Below are 16,687 nucleotides of genomic sequence, written 5' to 3' on the forward strand. Positions count from 1 at the left end.
GGCGCTACCGCGCCACGCCGGAGACCGAGATCATGGGCACGTCCTTGTAGAAGAACAGCGGGATGATCGCGGCGAGAAGCAGCAGGATCACTGCGAGCGGGATCAGCACGCGCTGGCGCGCCTCGTTGTCGGCGTGGAGTGCGGGGCGGTCCAGCCAATAGGTGCCGGCGCCCGCGTCGTGGATGGCACCGGCGCTTCTCAGACGGTCGAACTCGCGGGTCTCGGCGGGGGTCCGGGGGATGAAGGCGACGGCGTCTTCGCGGCCGATGGCGTGCTGGGCGAGAAAGACCGCGGCGATGGCGCGGCGCGTGCGCTCGGCCAATCCGGTGGCGATTGCGGTTTGCAGGTTCATGTGCGGCCTCCCTTGGCGGAGGGTGGCATGATGTGGACTACAGGGCAAACGGGTGCGTTAGATCCTCCCCTGTAAGGGGAGGTGGCGCGCGTAGCGCGACGGAGGGGGGTCTCCGTGTCGGAGCGGAGCACTGATCCATTGGCGGGGATACCCCTCCGTCGGCCCTGCGGGCTGCCACCTCCCCTTCCAGGGGAGGATTGTTTGTCGCGCCGCTATTCTGCCCCCGCTTGGCTAGCGCCGCTTGCCCTGGTGGCGGATGTTGCCGGGGCGGCCGCGGCGTTTGAGGACGCGGGGCGGGCCCGAGCGGGGGCGGCGCTGTTCGCCGGGGGAACTGCCGGCGGAACCCTTGCCGTCGGGAAGCTCGAAGCGGAGCGCGCCGGAGACCGGATTGGCTTCGGCCAGGCGCAGTTGCAGGCGCTGGCCCAACTTGAACGCTTCGCCCGAATGCTCGCCGATCAGCTGCTGGCTGGCTTCGTCATATCTGAAATATTCCGAACCCAGATCGCGCACCGGCACCAGGCCGTCGCCGCCGATGCCCTCGATCGTCGCGAAGAAGCCGAAATTCTGCACGCCCGTGATGCGCGCGTCCATGACCGAGCCGACATGCTCCGAAAGGTACGCGGCGACATAGCGGTCGACGGTCTCGCGCTCGGCCTCCATCGCCCGGCGTTCGAGCTGGCTGATGCTTTCGCCGATGCGGTCCATGCTGCCGGCTTCCTCGGCGGTCAGCCCGCCTGGTCCGAGGCGATAGGCATCGACCAGCGCGCGGTGGACGACGAGATCGGCATAGCGGCGGATCGGCGAGGTGAAGTGGGCGTAAGAGCCCAGGCCGAGACCGAAGTGACCCGTGTTGTCGGGGCCATAATAGGCCTGGGTCTGGGTGCGCAGCACCTGCTGCATGATCTCGTCGCGGGCGTCGGACTCCCCTACCCGCTCGAGGATGCGATTGAAGGTGGCCGGGCGGATCACCTGGCCGAGCGCGAATTCGAGGTCGAAAGTCGCGAGATAGTCCTTGAGCGCGGTCAGCTTCTCGCGCGTGGGCGGTTCGTGGTCGCGGTACATGACCGGGGCCTTTTTCGCCTCGAGCGCCTTGGCCGCCGCGACGTTGGCGGCGATCATGTAGTCCTCGATCAGCTTGTGCGCGTCGAGGCGCTCGCGCGGGGCGACCGACATGATGCGCCCCTTCTCGTCGAGGACGATGCGGCGCTCGGGAAGATCGAGGTCGAGCGGTTCGCGCTTCTGGCGCGCCTTGTAGAGCGCGTGCCAGCAGTCCCAGAGCGGCGCGAGGATGTCGCAGAGCTGCGTTTCCTCGGGCGACGGGGTGTAGGGGGCGTCGGCGTCCGTAGCTTCGGCAGCGCCTGCCGCGCCATAAGGGAGGGGGCGCTTTTCGATCAGCGCCTGGGCGTTCTCATAGGGGATGTTGGCGGCGATGCGGACAACGGCCCTCGTGAAGCGCCAGCTCTTGAGCGTGCCGTCCTTCGACACCTGGAGGTGGCAGGCCATGGCGGCGCGGTCGGCGCCTTGCTTGAGCGAGCAGACTTCGGCCGAGAGGATCTCGGGCAGCATCGGCACGACGCGGTCGGGGAAATAGACCGAGTTGCCTCGCTTGCGCGCCTCGCGGTCGATCGCCGAGCCGGGGCGGACGTAGAAGGAGACGTCGGCGATCGCGACGACGGCCTTCCAGCCGCCTTCGTTCTTGGGATCGTCGTCCGGGGTAGCCCAGACCGCGTCGTCATGGTCGCGCGCGTCGGCGGGATCGATCGCAACGATGGGGAGATGGGTGAGGTCTTCGCGCTCGCCCAAGGGCTGTTTCGACACGCGCTCGGCTTCTGCCAGCAGTTCGTCGGAGAAGACGTTGGGGATGCCGTGCTTGTGGATCGCGATCAGCGAGAAGCTGCGCGGGGCGAAGGGGTCGCCGAGGATCTCGGTAACGTGCGCGAAGATGCGCGGCGGCTTGCCGGCCTTGTTGGCTAGGACGAGGTCGCCGGGCTCGGCGTCCTTTCGCTCGGAGATCGGGTAGACAGTGCGCTCGCGCTTGTCGACGGGGTGGAGGTAGAGCCGGCCATCCTCTTCGCGGACGACGCCGAGAACCTGCTCCTCGCCGCTGGCGAGCTTCTTCATCGGGTGCGCGATCCAGCCGTTGCCGGCTTCCTCGGTGCGCGCGAGGATGCGGTCGCCGATCGCGAGCGCGGCGCGCTTGCCGCGCGGTTCGCGCACGCGCAGGCGCGGCACGGGAATGCCCTCGGCCTCCCACCGCTCGGGCACCGCCCAGACGGTGTCGCCGTCATTGTCGGTGACACGCAGCACGGTGACCTTGGGGATGCCGCCCATCTTGTGGAAGGCGCGGCCCGGGCCGCCGTCGATCAGGCCTTCATCGGCCATGTCCTTGAGGAGCGCCTTTAATGCGATCTTGTCCTGCGCGGACAGGCCGAACGCCTTGGCGATCTCGCGCTTGCCGGCGGGCGTGTCGGAAGATGTGATGAAGTCGAGGATCTGCTGCCGGGTCGGCAGGCCTGCTCTTGTCTTGGTTCTTGCCATTCCACCCTCACATAGGGACTCGCGTCGGATGTACCAACTTCCTAGCGTGCATAGATGTCCTATGACCTGTTGATCATCGGCGGCGGCATCAATGGCTGCGCCATCGCGCGTGAGGCGGCGCTGAACGGCATGCGGGTGCTGCTGGTCGAGAAAGACGACCTGGCGAGCCATACCTCCTCGGCATCGACCAAGCTGATCCATGGTGGGCTGCGCTACCTGGAGACGTACCAGTTCCGGCTGGTGCACGAGGCGCTGGAGGAGCGCGAGCGCTTGCTGGCGGCGGCGCCGCACCTGATCCGGCCGATGCGCTTCGTGCTGCCGCATGCCCATAGCGTGCGGCCGTGGTGGATGGTTCGCGTGGGGTTGTGGCTGTACGATCTGCTGGCGGGGCGGTCTTCGTTGCCGCGCTCGCGGGGGCTGCGGACGGACGATGTGGCGTATACCGCGCCGTTGAAGGGGGAGCATCGTGGGTTCGTCTATTCGGACGCCTGGGTCGACGATGCCCGGCTGACGGTGGCGAATGCACTGGACGCCGCCGCCAATGGCGCGGAGATCGCGACGCGCACCGAACTGCTTGCCGCGGCGCGAGTGGACGGCGGTTGGGAAGCGACGCTGTCGGACGGACGAACCGTGGCGGCGCGGGCGATCGTCAATGCCGGGGGGCCGTGGGTGCGCAAGGTGCTCGACCGGACGGGGGTGGCGAGCGGCTCGGGCGTGCGGCTGGTCAAGGGGAGCCATATCGTCGTGCCGCGGCTGTTCGAAGGCGACCACGCTTATATCCTGCAGCAGCCCGACCGCCGCATCGTCTTCGCCATCCCCTATGAGGGCGGCTATACCGAGATCGGCACCACCGACGTGGCCGTCGACCAGCCCACCGATGCGATCTGCTCGAACGCGGAGAAGGCGTATCTTTGCGAGGCGGTGAACCGTTATTTCGCGCGGCAGGTGGCGCCCGGCGATATCCGCTGGTGCTGGTCCGGGGTGCGCCCGTTGTTCGACGACGGGGCGGCGGCGGCGCAGACGGTCACGCGCGACTATGTGCTCGAACTCGACCGCGAGGGCCCTCCGCTGCTCTCGATCTTCGGCGGCAAGATCACGACCGGGCGGGCGCTGGCGGAGGAGGCGGTGGCCAAGGTCGGCGCGGCGCTGGGGATCGACACGGTTCCGCGCACCCGCGCCCGCATCTTCCCGGGTGGCGGCATCGCCGATATCGACGCGCTTTGCGCCCAGGTGGCACGCCGCTGGCCGTTCCTGGGGACCGAGCGCGCGCGGCGGATGACGCACGCTTATGGCACCGCGGTCGCCGAAATGCTGCGCGACGTGGCGTCGCCGGCAGAGCTGGGACGAGAGTTCGGCGCCGGGCTGAGCGAAGTGGAGGCGCGCTGGCTGTGGGAGCGCGAATGGGCCCGCACGCCCGAGGACGTGCTGTGGCGGCGCAGCAAGCTGGGGCTGCACCTGAGCGACGCGGAACAGGCAGCGTTCGCGGCATGGTGGGCGACTGCGCCATTAACCAATCGTTGGGAAACATAGGTTATGCTGGGCATCGAAGGGATAGCCATGGCGACGCGATTTTCGCAATTTCGATCCGTGACGCCGGCGCTGGTGGAACAGCGCAGCGAGCCACGGCACCGCATCCTGGTCACCCCCGCAACCATCCGCAAGCTGGGCGACGAGCCCGACGAGGCGACGCTGCGCGACCTTTCGGTCTATGGCTGCCGTATCGCATGCTCGGCCGAATATGGCGTCGGCGAACGGCTGTGGCTGCGCTTCAACGGCAGCATGCCGGTCGCCGCCACGGTGGTGTGGAACGATGGCGGGCAGATCGGCTGCCGCTTCGACGCACCGATCGAACGCAGCCTGATGCGGTCGCTGACCCTGGTGCTCTGCTAAACCTTACCAGCGATAGTTGAAGCTGACGCTGATCCGCTTGGCGGTGCCGCCGCCGGGCGGCACTTCGTGGCGCATCCAGCTTTCCCAAAGCAGCACCGTGCCGGGTTCGGGCGCGATCTCGACAAAGGTCTGGAGCTGTTCCGGCGCATCAACGCGGCGGGTGGGTGCGGCCATCATCATCGCGAGCCGCGGGTCTTCGAGCTTGAGCCCGCGCGATCCCGGCGGCAGCGCGAGATAGAGCGTGCCCGAGACGACGCTGTGCGGATGGAGGTGCGCGCCGTGCCCACCCTTCCCGTCCAGGACATTGACCCACAGGCTGTCGAGCTTGAGCTTCTTGCCGCCCAGATCGAAATGGCAGGCGTCGGCAAAGCGCGCGACATGGCGGTCGAGCAGGCGCTTCAAGTCGGCGAACGCCGGATCGCGGACCGGCAGATCGTTGAGCGAGGCGTACGAGGTATAGCCACGATAGCCGTTCGCCTTGCACCAGCGCCGCCCGGCCACGTCATCCTCGGCCAGGTGCAGGCACGACGCCTCCAGCTCCTCCAGGAGTTCGGCGTCGCCGAGCGGCTCCTGGTAGAGCAAGGAGGCGAACAGCGTTCGCATGCCGCTCAATAGGCCCGCGCGACCAGGATGCGCTCGACCGCGGGACGGCCGGTGAAGATGCAGGCGCCTTCCGCCGGAGCTGCGTCTGCGGGCACGTTGCGGACGGTGAGCTTGAGCTTCTTCAGCCGCTCGACCACCTGGTCGAGCTCGGCACCGGTCGGCTTGGCCCAGTTGACCTCGACCCAGCCGGGATAGCGGATCTTGTCGTCGAACGCGGCGGCGAGGCCGTCATAGTCGGTGACGTCGCGGCGGATGTTCGTGTGGAGCCGTTCGCGTGCCTGTTCGTGCAGAATGGTCTGGATGCTTTCCAGCGTCTGCGCCGCATCGGCTAGGAAGTCCGCACGGGCGACCACCGCGCTGTCGAGCTTGCCATCCTCGCGGTACAGCCGGTCGCGGCGGACCACCGACACGTTCCCGCCCGCCACGTCGCGGCCACCGACTTCGACGATGATCGGCGCGCCCTTCTTGACCCAGCCCCAGCGCTTGGTCGCGGCCTTGGCGGGCTTGAGGTCAAGCAGCGCGCGGATAGGCTCGCCCAGTGCGGAGAGCTTGGCGAGATCGGCCTGGAGCGCCTTGCAATAGTCGATGATCGCCTGATCCTCGGGCACGTCGCGCAACATCGGCACGATCACCACCTGCCACGGCGCAATGCGCGGCGGCACGCGCAGGCCATCATCGTCGCCATGTACCATGATGACGCCGCCGATCATCCGGGTAGACACGCCCCAGCTCGTAGTCTGGGCGAGTTCCTGCTGCCCCTCGGCATTCTGGAACTTGATGTTCTGCGCCGACGAGAAGGTGGTGCCAAGGAAGTGCGACGTGCCGGCCTGGAGCGCCTTGCCGTCCTGCATCATCGCCTCGATCGAATAGGTCGCTACAGCGCCAGGAAAGCGCTCATGCTCCGGCTTCTCGCCCGCGATCACCGGCATGCCCAGGCAATCCTCGGCGAAGCTGCGATAGACTTCGAGCATCTTCATCGTCTCTTCGCGCGCTTCCTCGACGGTGGCGTGGGCGGTATGGCCCTCCTGCCACAGGAATTCGGCGGTGCGCAGGAACATGCGGGTGCGCATTTCCCAGCGGACGACATTTGCCCACTGATTGATGAGGACGGGCAAGTCGCGCCAGCTCTGCACCCAGCGCGAAAAGGCGGCGCCGATCACAGTCTCCGACGTGGGGCGGACGACCAGCGGCTCCTCGAGCTTGGCGTCGGGATCGACTACCAGCTTGCCATTGCCGTCGGATTTGAGCCGGTGGTGGGTGACCACCGCCATTTCCTTGGCGAAACCCTCGACATGCTCGGCTTCCTTTTCAAAGTAGCTGAGCGGGATGAAGAGTGGGAAATAGCAATTCTCGTGGCCCGTCGCCTTGATGCGGTCGTCAAGCAGGCGCTGGATACGCTCCCAGATGCCATAGCCCCATGGCCGGATCACCATGCACCCGCGGACGCCGCTATCCTCGGCCAGATCGGCCTCCGTGATGACGGTCTGGTACCAGGCTGCGAAATCGGCTTCGCGGGTGACGGTGAGGGCGCGCTTGATCATGGGGTGCCTCTAGCGCGCGGCACCGGGCATTGGAAGTTGGCGTGGAAACGGGTTGAGCCCCGGCATGCGAACGCCTAGCCGGAGCCCATGCAGCAGGATCGCACCTTTTCCGGCCTGGGGCTTCGGCTGTTCGCGATCCTATGCCTGTCGACGATGTCGGCACTGATCAAGCTGGCGGAGACGCGTGGCGCGACACTGGCGGAGACGATGTTCCACCGCCAGCTTTGGGCGGTGCCGGTGGTGACCGCGTGGATCGCGATGGGGCCCGGGCTGGGATCGGTGCGGACGCAGCGCTTCGGCGCGCATCTGTCGCGAACGGCGGTGGGGCTTACGGGCATGGTCTTCACCTTTGGCGCGGTGTTGCTGCTGCCGCTGGCGGAGGCGACGACGTTCCAGTTCACCGTGCCGATCTTCGCCACGCTGATGGGGGCGCTGGTGCTCAAGGAACCGACCGGCTGGCATCGCTGGGGCGCGGTGATCGTCGGGTTCCTGGGCGTGCTGATCGTGGCCCAGCCGGGGAGCACGCATATTCCGCTGTTCGGAGCCACGGTCGGCCTGCTGGCGGCATTGTTCGTGGCGATCGTCGCGATCCTGCTGCGGCAGATCGGCAAGACCGAGAGTGCGGGGACGACCGTGTTCTGGTTCTCGATTCTGTCGCTGCCGCCGCTCGGCATCGCTTATGCCTTTCAGCTGCAGGGGCATGATTGGGGCACCTGGGCGATCCTGGTGGGAATCGGCGTGATCGGTGGGATGGGGCAGCTGGCGTTGACCGCATCGCTGCGCTTTGCGCCGGTGTCGGTCGTGGTGCCGATGGACTATTCGAGCCTGGTGTGGGGGACGCTGTACGGGTGGCTGATCTTCGGGGCGTGGCCGACGCCCTATACCTGGCTGGGCGCGCCAGTGATCATCGCCAGCGGCCTGTACATCGTCTGGCGCGAGCGGGTGCGGAAGGTGGAGCAGACGGTGACCGCAAGCGACGCGCCGGCGGGCTGACGGGGAGAAAGGCCGCTTGCTGCCTGGCGTAGCTTGGAGAGGGGTAGAGCGGCTGCGGAGCAGCCGCACCCCTCACCCAGCTCCCCTTACAGGGGACGTGGGGGAGATTGCCATAGAACTGACACCTAAGCGTCGCGGAACTGTTTCCGTGCCGTCCGCTTGGAGTCATCTGACGCGCACATAGGCACTCGCAGACCGGCCGGGAGGGCCGGCATGTCGGGGGTCCATCATGAAATTCACCACCTCACTGCGGGCGACCGCGGCCGTTTTCGCACTTGCCTGCTCGATCCACACCGCGCAGGCGCAGCAGGTTGCCGATGCCGAGACGGCGTCCGACCAGACCAAGTCCGATCCGGTGGCCAGCGACAGCGATGCCGCGCAAGGCGAGGAGGTGCTGGTCACCGGCCGCCTGGGCAACGGCATCCAGCGCAAGGTCGACGCCAGCTATTCGATCACCACGATCAGCGACGAGGACATTCGCGAGCGCGCGATCGGCAATCTGGCCGAGGCGATGCAGCAGATCCCCGGCGTGTGGGCCGACAGCTCGGCGGGCGTGACCGCCAACAACATCCGCGTGCGCGGCATCCCGCGCGGCGGATACGAATCGCTCGCCGTGTATGAGGACGGCCTGCCGATCCAGCACGATCCGGGCATCAACTGGATCAATGTCGACCAGTTCCTGCGCATCGACGAGACCTATGCCAATATCGAAGCGGTGCGCGGCGGCCCTTCGTCGATCTTCGCATCGAACGCGCCGGGCGGGCTGGTCAACTTCATCCCGCGCAAGGGCACGCCCGAGCTGAGCGGCCTGGTGAAGCTCACCACCTCCGATTACGGCCAGATCCGCGGCGACGTGTGGCTGGGCGGCCCGATCGGCGATGGCTGGGTGTTCTCGGTCGGCGGCTTCTACAACAAGGACCAGGGCGTCCGCGATCCGGGGCCGACTGCCAACCATGGCGGCCAGGGCCGCGTGTTGATCTCCAAGGACTTCACCAACGGCAGCGTGTCGTTCGGCGTGAAGTACATGGAGGACAACAACTTCTTCTTCGATGCCATTCCTCTGGTGCGCGACGGCGACAAGTTGCGTCCCCTGGCCGGCTTCAACGGGCATGACGACACGCTGACCGGGTTCGAGGACGGGCTGGTCAAGATCAAGACCCCGCGGGGCGTGCGCGCCGCCGACTTCAACCTGTTCAACCAGTCGAGCGACCTGCAGATCACGCTGAAGGGCGATGTCGAGTTCGGCGACGGCACCACCCTGCGCGGCGGCCTGCGCTATCGCGACAGCGACACCAACCGCAACGCGCGCGGGCTGAACAACCTGGTCACCCAGGCATCGCAGCTGTCGGGCGTCCGCGCCAACGCGCTGCGTGCCTTCCCCGGCGCGACCGACGTGCGGCTGGTCTATGCCACCGACGGCTCCCCCTACCCCACCAACGCCAACGGCAATGGGCTGGTCGGCGTGAATACCTTCCAGTCGATCCAGAACCCGATCGAGGAAATGATCGGTATGGTCGAACTGGGTCATGTGTTCGACACCGGTATCGGCCGGCATGACGTGAAGCTGGGCGTCTATGGCACGGTTGCCGATTGGTCGCACGATCGCAACGACGGCGTCGGACTCACCGAGGTGGCGCCCAACGCCCGGCTGCTGGACATCGTCGCAGTGAACGCGGCGGGTGCCGTGGTCGGCCGAGTCACCGATCTGGGCATCACCCGCTATGAATCGCGGTTCGCCCATTCCACCGGCGGCTATGAGGATGTCGCGGCCTATGTCTCCGACGAGTGGCAGATCAACGAGCAACTGCGCGTCGATGCCGGCTTCCGCTGGGAGAAGATCTGGCTGTACGGCGTCAGCGAGGCGGTGCGCAGCTACAATCTGGGCGATCCGACGACGCTGGCCGACGACAATGTCCTGGGCGGTTCGGGCGTGTTCAACCAGTTCAAGCCGTCGTTCGACGACCATGCCTATACCGTCGGCGCAAACTGGCAGTTCATGCCGGAAGCGGGCGTGTTCGCGCGCTACACCAACACCTATCGGCTGCCGCATATCGGCCAGTATCGCGACAACGTGCTGCCCACCGGCGTGCGCAGCCAGTCGATCGAGCAGGCCGAGGGCGGGATCAAGTTCCAGCAGCCCTGGGGCAATTTGTTCGCGACGGTGTTCTACAACAGCTTCAAGGACGTGCAGTTCACCAACACCTATATCGACCAGACCACGTTCCTGATCGTGCAGGACATCGATTATGGCGATGTGAGCACGACCGGCGTCGAGCTGGAAGCCAACATCCGGCCGGTGAAGTGGTTCGAGGTGTCGGCCACGGCGACCTATCAGGACCCCAAGTTCAAGAACTACATCTACTCGACGGTGGTGAACAATCCGCTGTTCGGTCAGCCGGGCCAGCCGCGCCAGATCGAAGTGGAGACCTCGCTGGACGGCAACCGGCCTTCGTCGATGCCCAAGGTGATGACGAGCGTGCGGCCGCGGCTGAACCTGCTCGACGGACGGCTGCGGATCCTGGGTGAATGGCGGTATGAGGGCGAGAAGTTCAACGACGACACCAACGTCACCAAGCTGCCGGCCTTTTCGGTGTTCAACGCCAGCGCCGAGCTGGACATCACGTCCAACGTCACCGTGCAGGTGAAGGGCAGCAACCTGTCGAACACCTTGGGCCTGGGCCAGGGCGGCGGCACGCAGCAGGTGCCGAACCAGGCCGAGGGCCCGGTGATCCTGGCGCGTCCGATCTTCGGTCGGGCGGTGCAAGGTTCGGTGCTGTTCCGCTTCTGATGTGCGCAAATCCCCTCCCTGGCCGCAGGGAGGGGACATTGATCTGGAGATACCCGATGCGTTTCGCCCTCGGCACTGCCGCGCTTCTGTTCGCCGCGCCCGCCGCCGCGCAGGAGCAACCGCCGCTGCGCATCAACGATGTCGCGGTGATCGGCACCCACAACAGCTACAAGCTGGCGATGCCCGAGGAGACGATGGCGAAGCTGAGGGCGGCGCGGCCCGAAATGGCCGACGCGCTCGACTATGCGCACCGGCCGCTCGCCGAGCAGCTGGACGCCGGCGCGCGGCAGCTGGAGATCGACGTCAATCACGACCCCAGGGGCGGGCATTACGCGCGAGGGTCGAGCGATCCCAAGCTGCGCCGGCCGGGGTTCAAGGTGCTGCACATTCCCGGCATCGACAACGGGTCGAGCTGCGTGTTGCTGGTGGACTGCCTGCGCGCGATCCGGGCGTGGTCCGATGCCCATCCCCGGCACGTGCCGATCCTGCTGATGTTCAACGCCAAGGACGAGCAGAATGCGGCACGAGGCGGAATCGACGCGCTGCCCTATGACGATGCCGCCTATGACGCGCTGGACGCGGAAATCCGGTCGGTGCTCGGCCCCGACAAGCTGATCACGCCGGACGACGTGCAGGGCAGATATCCGACGCTGCGCGACGCGGTGCTGGCGAACAACTGGCCGCTGCTGGAGGCGTCGCGGGGCAAGTTCCTGTTCGCGCTGGACGAGCCGCCTGCCAAGGTCGCGGTGTATCGCGGCAAGCGTAAGTCGCTGGAGGGCCGCGTGTTCTTCATCAACACCGACGAGGCGTCTCCAGCGGCGGCGTATCTGACGCTGAACGAACCGATCAAGGACGCCGAGCGGATCCGCCGCGACGTGGCGGCGGGGTTCCTGGTGCGAACCCGGGCGGACGCGAACACCCGCGAGGCGCGGGCCAACGATGTGCGGCCGCGCGATGCGGCGCTGGCTGGCGGCGCGCAGTTCGTGTCCACCGATTATCTATGGGCGGATCCGCGCTTCGCCGGCGGCTACCGCGTGACGATGCCGGGTGGCATGGTGGCGCGGTGCAACCCGGTCCGGCGCCCGGCCGGGTGCGGCGATCTGGAGGCGGGCAAATGAAAGTCACGCTACTGGCGGTGAGCGCGCTGTTGCTGGTCGCGGCGGATCAGAGTGTCCCCGGCTACCTCGACGGCAAGCCGGTGCCTGACCTGATGCGGGTACTGCCGGCTCCGCCGGAGCCGGGTTCGGCGCCGGCGGCGGATGACAGGGCGACGTTCGAAGCGACGAGGAAGGCGCAAGGCAGCGACCGGTGGACGCTGGCGACGCGAGACGTCACCGATGATCGGTTCACTGCCTTTTCGTGCGCGCTGGGCAGGAAGCTCGATGCCAAATCGGCGCCCAGGCTGGCGGCACTGTTCTCGCGGATGAGCGACGGGGGGATGACAGGACACGCGAAGACCGGGTTCGCGACCAGGCGGCCGTATCTGAGCCAAAGCGGCGAAATATGCGAGCCGAAGACCGAGCATCTCGCCGGGAATGGCGACTATCCGTCCGGGCACACCGCAACCGGCTGGTCGACGGCGTTGGTGCTGGCCGAGCTGGTGCCCGAGCGCGCGACCGAAATCCTGCGGCGTGGACGGGTCTACGGCGAGAGCCGGTTCATCTGTGGATCGCACAGCCGTAGCGCGGTGCAGGCCGGGTTCCTGGCTGGCGCGAGCCTGGTGGCGCGGTGGCACGCCGAACCGGCCTTCCGCGCCGATATGGATGCCGCGCGGGCGGAGCTGGCGACGCTGCGTGGCGCGCGGGGTCCGGATGCGGACCGCTGCCGGATCGAAGCGTCAGCCGGCTAACAGGCAGAGGACCAGCCCCGCGACGGCGATCAGCGCCTGGATCGGGCGGAGCTGCGCGAAGTAGCTTGGCGCCTCGCCATGGCGGGCGGCCGGCGGCTCGGTGATTGCCAGGCTGGCATAGCCGAAGATCAGCGCGATCCAGGCGAGCGTGAGCGGCAGCGCGAGGGCAGCGACGCCTAGCCCGAAACGAAGGCCCATGGTCGCCAGCTGCGTCAAGCGCGGGCCGCCCTCGGTAAAGAAGCTGAGGCCGCGTGCCACTCCGGAAAGGAACAGCAAAATGGCGGCGCTCCATACCAGCGCGGCGTCGGCCAGCACCGGCGCACGCAGCGTCCAGGCGCCGATGCCGAGCAGCAGGATGACGAGCATCGGGCCATAGCCGAGCACCAGGCTGAGCGGCGGTATGCGGGCCGGTGTATCGAGGCGAGGCGTTCGCGGTGGCGAGGCGTGCATGCCGGCTCAAAGCGCCGGCGACCGCGGCGGTTCCTTCCTAGCCGCGGGCGGTTCGTGCCGCCTCGACCAGCCGCTTGGCGCGAAGGTACATTTCGAGCCGCGTGGTGGCGACCAGCCCCAATGCCAGGGCGATCAGGATGTCGGTCAGCGCCATGGCGTTCAAGTGAAGCAGAGTGTCGCCCGCCCCGCTCGCCAGCATCGAGCGCGCGGCGAAGCGGACGGCGATCAGTGCGACGATGAACAGCAGCGCGGCGGGCGAAGCGCGCTGGTTGAGCACGTGGGTCTCGGGATCGACTTCGATGTGCATGAAGCGGCCGCGCTGCCAGCCAAGCGCCGCGCCGATCGCGAGCGCGACGACGCTGAGTGCCCAGCCCAGCGGAGACGGCGGCGCGGCGATGAACATCGAGGCGGTAAGGAGGGCGAGGATCGCCGGAACGACCCACAGCCGCTCGATCCTGAGCGGGCGGACCTTGTTCATCCGCCAGATGCGGAGCGCCAACACGACCACGACGATCGTGCCGCTGATGGCGTAGCTGATCCAGTTATTGCCGTATTGCATGTCGTTCCCCCCGTGCGGAGGGAACGACATGCAATACGGCTCAGCGATGCACCAAGCTTATTCGGCGGCCTGCACCTGAGGCGCATCCTTGTACGCCAGCACCGGCTTGCGCGCGGCCAGCGTCTCGTCGAGGCGGCGGCGGGGCGCGAAATGGGGCGCGGACTTGAGCGCGGGTTCGCCGTTCTTGGCGCGCGCCGCGACCGAGCGGAAGGCGCCGATGAACTGGTCGAGCGTCGCCTTGCTCTCGGTCTCGGTCGGTTCGACCAGCATGGCGCCGTGGACGACCAGCGGGAAATACACCGTCATCGGGTGATAGCCCTCGTCGATCAGCCCCTTGGCGATGTCGAGCGTCGAGAAGCCCTCGGCCAGGCCCTTATCGCTGAAGATCGCCTCGTGCATGCACGGCCCCGACTTGGCGAAGGGCGCGTCGAGCACGTCCTCCATCGCGCGCAGCACGTAATTGGCGTTAAGCACCGAATCCTCGGCGACCTGGCGCAGGCCGTCGGCACCGTGGCTGAGGATGTAGGTCAGAGCGCGCGTGAACATGCCCATCTGGCCGTGGAAGGCGACCATGCGGCCGAAGCTGCCGGCGTGATGCTCGCCCGCGGTCTCTTCCTCGACCAGCACGAACTGGTCGCCCTGCTGCTCGACGAAGGGCAGCGGCGCATAAGGGGTGAGCGCTTCGGAGAACACCACCGGACCCGAGCCCGGTCCGCCGCCGCCATGCGGGGTGGAAAAGGTCTTGTGCAGGTTGATGTGCATCGCGTCGACGCCAAGGTCGCCCGGGCGGACCCGGCCGACGATCGCGTTGAAGTTCGCGCCGTCGCAATAGACGTATCCGCCCGCAGCGTGGACCGCGTCGGAGATCGCCTTCAAGTCGGGCTCGAACAGGCCGCAGGTATTGGGGTTGGTGATCATCACGCCGGCGACGTCGGGGCCGAGGCGGGCCTTCAATGCTTCGAGATCGACGCGGCCCGCTGGCGTGGCGGGAATGTCCTCGACCGTGAAGCCGGCGAAGGCGGCGGTGGCGGGGTTGGTGCCGTGCGCGCTTTCGGGGACCAGAATAACCTTGCGGGCCTGCTGACCCTTGGCGTCAAGCGCGGCGCGGATCGCGAGGATGCCGCACAGCTCGCCATGCGCGCCGGCCTTGGGGCTCATCGCCACCGAGTGCATGCCGGTGAGCGTCACCAGCCAGTGGGCGAGCTGGTGGATCACCTCGAACGCGCCCTGCACCGTGTCGACGGGTGCGAGCGGGTGGACGTCGGCGAAGCCGGGTAGCCGGGCCATGCGCTCATTGAGGCGCGGATTGTGCTTCATGGTGCACGAGCCGAGCGGGAACAGGCCAAGATCGATGGCGTAGTTCTGGCGGCTGAGGCGGGTATAGTGGCGCACCGCCTCCGGCTCGGACAGGCCGGGCAGGTTGATGGGGGCGGTGCGGGCGAGATTGCCCAGGCGCGACGTGGCGGCGGGTGCGTTGCCCTGCCCCTCTCCCCGGCCCTCTCCCCGGAGGGGAGAGGGAGAGTGGTCGAAGTCGACGCCGGTGGTTTCGTTCGAGCCGATCTCGAAGATCAGCGGCTCTTCGAGCATCAGCGCGCGGTTGCCGGTGAAGGTTTCGCTCGCGCTCTCGCCCTTTTCGGGCGTGGTGGGGCGCCAGCCGGACTGGTTGATCGTGCTCATGCCAGCACCTCCTGGAGCGCGGAGGCAAGCGTTTCGACGTCCTCCGCCGTGGTGGTTTCAGTGACCGCGACGACCAGGCCGTTGGCGAGGTCGGTGGCGTCGGGATAGAGCCGGCCGAGCGAGACGCCGGCCAGGATGTTCTTGTCGGCAAGCGCTCGGACGACCGGGCGCGCCTCCACCGGCAGCTTCAGCGTGAATTCGTTGAAGAAGGTCGGAGTAACCAGCTCGACACCAGGGATCTGCGCGAGGCGGTCGGCGGCGGCGCTTGCCGCTGCGTGGTTGATCGCCGCGAGCTGGCGCAGGCCGGCTTCACCGAGCAGGGTCATGTGCGCCGACATGGCGAGCGCGCACAGCACCGACGACGTGCAGATGTTCGACGTCGCCTTTTCGCGGCGGATATGCTGCTCGCGGGTCGAGAGGGTGAGCACGAAGCCGCGCTTTCCCTCCGCGTCGACGGTCTCGCCGCACAGACGTCCCGGCATCTGGCGAACGAGCTTTTCCGAGCATGCGAAGAGCCCGACATAGGGTCCGCCGAACTGGAGGCCGACGCCCAATGACTGGCCTTCGCCGACGACGATGTCGGCGCCCATTTCGCCGGGTGCCCGGATCGCGCCGAGCGCCACCGGCTCGGTGACGACGGCGATCAGCAGTGCCTTCTTGGCGTGGGCGGCTTCGGCGAGCGCGGACAGGTCCTCGATGCGGCCGAGGATGTCGGGGTACTGGACCACGACGCAGCTGGTATCGTCGTCGATCTGGGCGATCAGGTCGCTGGTGTCGGGTGCCGCGGAGAGCGTGGGCAGCGAGGTTACCAGCTGGTCGCCGGTGAACTTGGCCATGGTCTTGGCGACCGAGACATAATGCGGATGGATGCCGCCCGACAGGATCGCCTTGCCGCGCTTGGTGAGGCGGCGGGCCATCGAGATCGCTTCCCAGCACGCGGTCGAGCCGTCGTACATCGACGCATTCGCGACGTCGCAGCCGAGCAGGCGTGCGACCTGCGACTGGAATTCGAACATCACCTGGAGCGTGCCCTGGGCGATTTCGGGCTGGTAGGGCGTGTAGGCGGTGAGGAACTCGCCGCGCTGGATGATGTGGTCAACGCTGGCGGGCACATGGTGGCGATAGGCGCCGGCGCCGAGGAAGAAGGGCACTTCCCCAGCCACGACGTTCTTGCGGGCGAGCGCGGTCATGTGACGCTCGACGGCGAGCTCGCTGGCGTGCGGCGGCAGGCCGTGGATCGGGCCGTTGAGGCGCGCGGATTCGGGAACGTCGACGAACAGGTCGTCCACGGACGCCGCGCCGATGGTGGCGAGCATCGCCTGGCGGTCGGTGTCGGTCAGGGGCAGGTAGCGCATGTACATCTCCGGCCAACGGCCATGACGAGTATCGTCACCCCGGCCGAAGTGCCGGGGTCCACTGTGCGGCAAGGGCTGGACCCGAACCTCTT

Annotated in this window: 14 protein-coding genes; 6 read left to right on the top strand and 8 right to left on the bottom strand. The window is 67.5% G+C overall.

Annotated features, from left to right (window positions below; genetic code table 11):
- Positions 1-4: 4 nt before the first annotated feature.
- Both LZ586_RS06930 and rnr read right to left on the bottom strand, forming a co-directional pair.
- Complete coding sequence (locus tag LZ586_RS06930; protein ID WP_235079019.1) at positions 5-352, bottom strand: hypothetical protein; 348 nt, start codon at positions 350-352, stop codon at positions 5-7.
- 231 nt (positions 353-583) lie between these two features.
- Positions 584-2,890 carry a ribonuclease R gene (gene rnr, locus LZ586_RS06935; protein WP_235079021.1) on the bottom strand — a complete coding sequence of 769 codons (2,307 nt, stop codon included), beginning with the start codon at positions 2,888-2,890 and terminating at the stop codon, positions 584-586.
- A gap of 54 nt (positions 2,891-2,944) precedes the next feature.
- Between rnr and glpD the strand changes: the two genes are divergently transcribed.
- Together glpD and LZ586_RS06945 are read left to right on the top strand one after the other, a co-directional pair.
- Positions 2,945-4,420 carry a glycerol-3-phosphate dehydrogenase gene (gene glpD, locus LZ586_RS06940; RefSeq protein ID WP_235079022.1) on the top strand — a complete coding sequence of 492 codons (1,476 nt, stop codon included), beginning with the start codon at positions 2,945-2,947 and terminating at the stop codon, positions 4,418-4,420.
- Between the two features lie 27 nt (positions 4,421-4,447).
- The gene (locus LZ586_RS06945; protein WP_235079023.1) at positions 4,448-4,780 is read left to right on the top strand and encodes a PilZ domain-containing protein; all 333 of its coding nucleotides are present in this window, start codon (positions 4,448-4,450) and stop codon (positions 4,778-4,780) included.
- A gap of 3 nt (positions 4,781-4,783) precedes the next feature.
- Here the strand turns inward: LZ586_RS06945 and LZ586_RS06950 are convergent, their stop codons facing one another.
- Both LZ586_RS06950 and proS read right to left on the bottom strand, forming a co-directional pair.
- The gene (locus LZ586_RS06950; protein WP_235079025.1) at positions 4,784-5,383 is read right to left on the bottom strand and encodes a TIGR02466 family protein; all 600 of its coding nucleotides are present in this window, start codon (positions 5,381-5,383) and stop codon (positions 4,784-4,786) included.
- 5 nt (positions 5,384-5,388) lie between these two features.
- Complete coding sequence (gene proS / locus LZ586_RS06955; protein WP_235079027.1) at positions 5,389-6,924, bottom strand: proline--tRNA ligase; 1,536 nt, start codon at positions 6,922-6,924, stop codon at positions 5,389-5,391.
- Between the two features lie 87 nt (positions 6,925-7,011).
- Here proS and LZ586_RS06960 point away from each other — a divergent pair, with 87 nt between their 5' ends.
- From LZ586_RS06960 to LZ586_RS06975, 4 genes are all read left to right on the top strand, one after another.
- Complete coding sequence (locus tag LZ586_RS06960) at positions 7,012-7,917, top strand: DMT family transporter (RefSeq protein ID WP_235079028.1); 906 nt, start codon at positions 7,012-7,014, stop codon at positions 7,915-7,917.
- A 229-nt stretch (positions 7,918-8,146) separates the two neighbouring features.
- Positions 8,147-10,705, top strand: coding sequence for a TonB-dependent receptor (locus LZ586_RS06965; protein ID WP_235079030.1), 2,559 nt, complete (start codon positions 8,147-8,149; stop codon positions 10,703-10,705).
- 56 nt (positions 10,706-10,761) lie between these two features.
- On the top strand, positions 10,762-11,823 hold the full coding sequence (locus LZ586_RS06970; RefSeq protein WP_235079031.1) for a phosphatidylinositol-specific phospholipase C1-like protein: 1,062 nt from the start codon (positions 10,762-10,764) through the stop codon (positions 11,821-11,823).
- Positions 11,820-12,554, top strand: a complete 735-nt coding sequence (locus LZ586_RS06975) for an acid phosphatase (protein WP_235079033.1) — start codon at positions 11,820-11,822, stop codon at positions 12,552-12,554. Before LZ586_RS06970 ends, LZ586_RS06975 begins: the two co-directional genes overlap by 4 nt.
- Here the strand turns inward: LZ586_RS06975 and LZ586_RS06980 are convergent.
- Genes LZ586_RS06980 through gcvPA form a run of 4 tightly spaced genes read right to left on the bottom strand, consistent with a single transcriptional unit; the run spans position 12,543 to position 16,595 of the window.
- Positions 12,543-13,004, bottom strand: a complete 462-nt coding sequence (locus tag LZ586_RS06980; RefSeq protein ID WP_235079034.1) for a DUF3429 domain-containing protein — start codon at positions 13,002-13,004, stop codon at positions 12,543-12,545. The genes LZ586_RS06975 and LZ586_RS06980 overlap by 12 nt on opposite strands.
- 37 nt (positions 13,005-13,041) lie before the next feature.
- Positions 13,042-13,563 carry a CcdC protein domain-containing protein gene (locus LZ586_RS06985; protein WP_235079035.1) on the bottom strand — a complete coding sequence of 174 codons (522 nt, stop codon included), beginning with the start codon at positions 13,561-13,563 and terminating at the stop codon, positions 13,042-13,044.
- Positions 13,564-13,620: 57 nt separating this feature from the next.
- Positions 13,621-15,240 carry an aminomethyl-transferring glycine dehydrogenase subunit GcvPB gene (gene gcvPB, locus LZ586_RS06990; protein ID WP_235079036.1) on the bottom strand — a complete coding sequence of 540 codons (1,620 nt, stop codon included), beginning with the start codon at positions 15,238-15,240 and terminating at the stop codon, positions 13,621-13,623.
- A complete protein-coding gene (gene gcvPA / locus LZ586_RS06995; protein ID WP_235079037.1) occupies positions 15,237-16,595 on the bottom strand; it encodes an aminomethyl-transferring glycine dehydrogenase subunit GcvPA in 1,359 nt (452 codons plus the stop codon). The genes gcvPB and gcvPA overlap by 4 nt, the downstream gene beginning before the upstream one ends.
- Between the last annotated feature and the right edge of the window lie 92 nt (positions 16,596-16,687).

Origin of the sequence: Sphingomonas sp. S2-65 (genome assembly GCF_021513175.1) — a bacterium.
Lineage (GTDB): Bacteria > Pseudomonadota > Alphaproteobacteria > Sphingomonadales > Sphingomonadaceae > Sphingomonas.

What these genes read in the sequence shown, in the direction of transcription:
- LZ586_RS06980 (WP_235079034.1), bottom strand. Translation starts at nt 13,004, where the DNA reads ATGCACGCCTCGCCACCGCGAACGCCTCGCCTCGATACACCGGCCCGC.
- LZ586_RS06930 (WP_235079019.1), bottom strand. Translation starts at nt 352, where the DNA reads ATGAACCTGCAAACCGCAATCGCCACCGGATTGGCCGAGCGCACGCGC.
- gcvPA (WP_235079037.1), bottom strand. Translation starts at nt 16,595, where the DNA reads ATGCGCTACCTGCCCCTGACCGACACCGACCGCCAGGCGATGCTCGCC.
- LZ586_RS06945 (WP_235079023.1), top strand. Translation starts at nt 4,448, where the DNA reads ATGGCGACGCGATTTTCGCAATTTCGATCCGTGACGCCGGCGCTGGTG.
- LZ586_RS06950 (WP_235079025.1), bottom strand. Translation starts at nt 5,383, where the DNA reads ATGCGAACGCTGTTCGCCTCCTTGCTCTACCAGGAGCCGCTCGGCGAC.
- LZ586_RS06975 (WP_235079033.1), top strand. Translation starts at nt 11,820, where the DNA reads ATGAAAGTCACGCTACTGGCGGTGAGCGCGCTGTTGCTGGTCGCGGCG.
- proS (WP_235079027.1), bottom strand. Translation starts at nt 6,924, where the DNA reads ATGATCAAGCGCGCCCTCACCGTCACCCGCGAAGCCGATTTCGCAGCC.
- LZ586_RS06985 (WP_235079035.1), bottom strand. Translation starts at nt 13,563, where the DNA reads ATGCAATACGGCAATAACTGGATCAGCTACGCCATCAGCGGCACGATC.
- glpD (WP_235079022.1), top strand. Translation starts at nt 2,945, where the DNA reads ATGTCCTATGACCTGTTGATCATCGGCGGCGGCATCAATGGCTGCGCC.
- rnr (WP_235079021.1), bottom strand. Translation starts at nt 2,890, where the DNA reads ATGGCAAGAACCAAGACAAGAGCAGGCCTGCCGACCCGGCAGCAGATC.
- LZ586_RS06960 (WP_235079028.1), top strand. Translation starts at nt 7,012, where the DNA reads ATGCAGCAGGATCGCACCTTTTCCGGCCTGGGGCTTCGGCTGTTCGCG.
- LZ586_RS06965 (WP_235079030.1), top strand. Translation starts at nt 8,147, where the DNA reads ATGAAATTCACCACCTCACTGCGGGCGACCGCGGCCGTTTTCGCACTT.
- LZ586_RS06970 (WP_235079031.1), top strand. Translation starts at nt 10,762, where the DNA reads ATGCGTTTCGCCCTCGGCACTGCCGCGCTTCTGTTCGCCGCGCCCGCC.
- gcvPB (WP_235079036.1), bottom strand. Translation starts at nt 15,240, where the DNA reads ATGAGCACGATCAACCAGTCCGGCTGGCGCCCCACCACGCCCGAAAAG.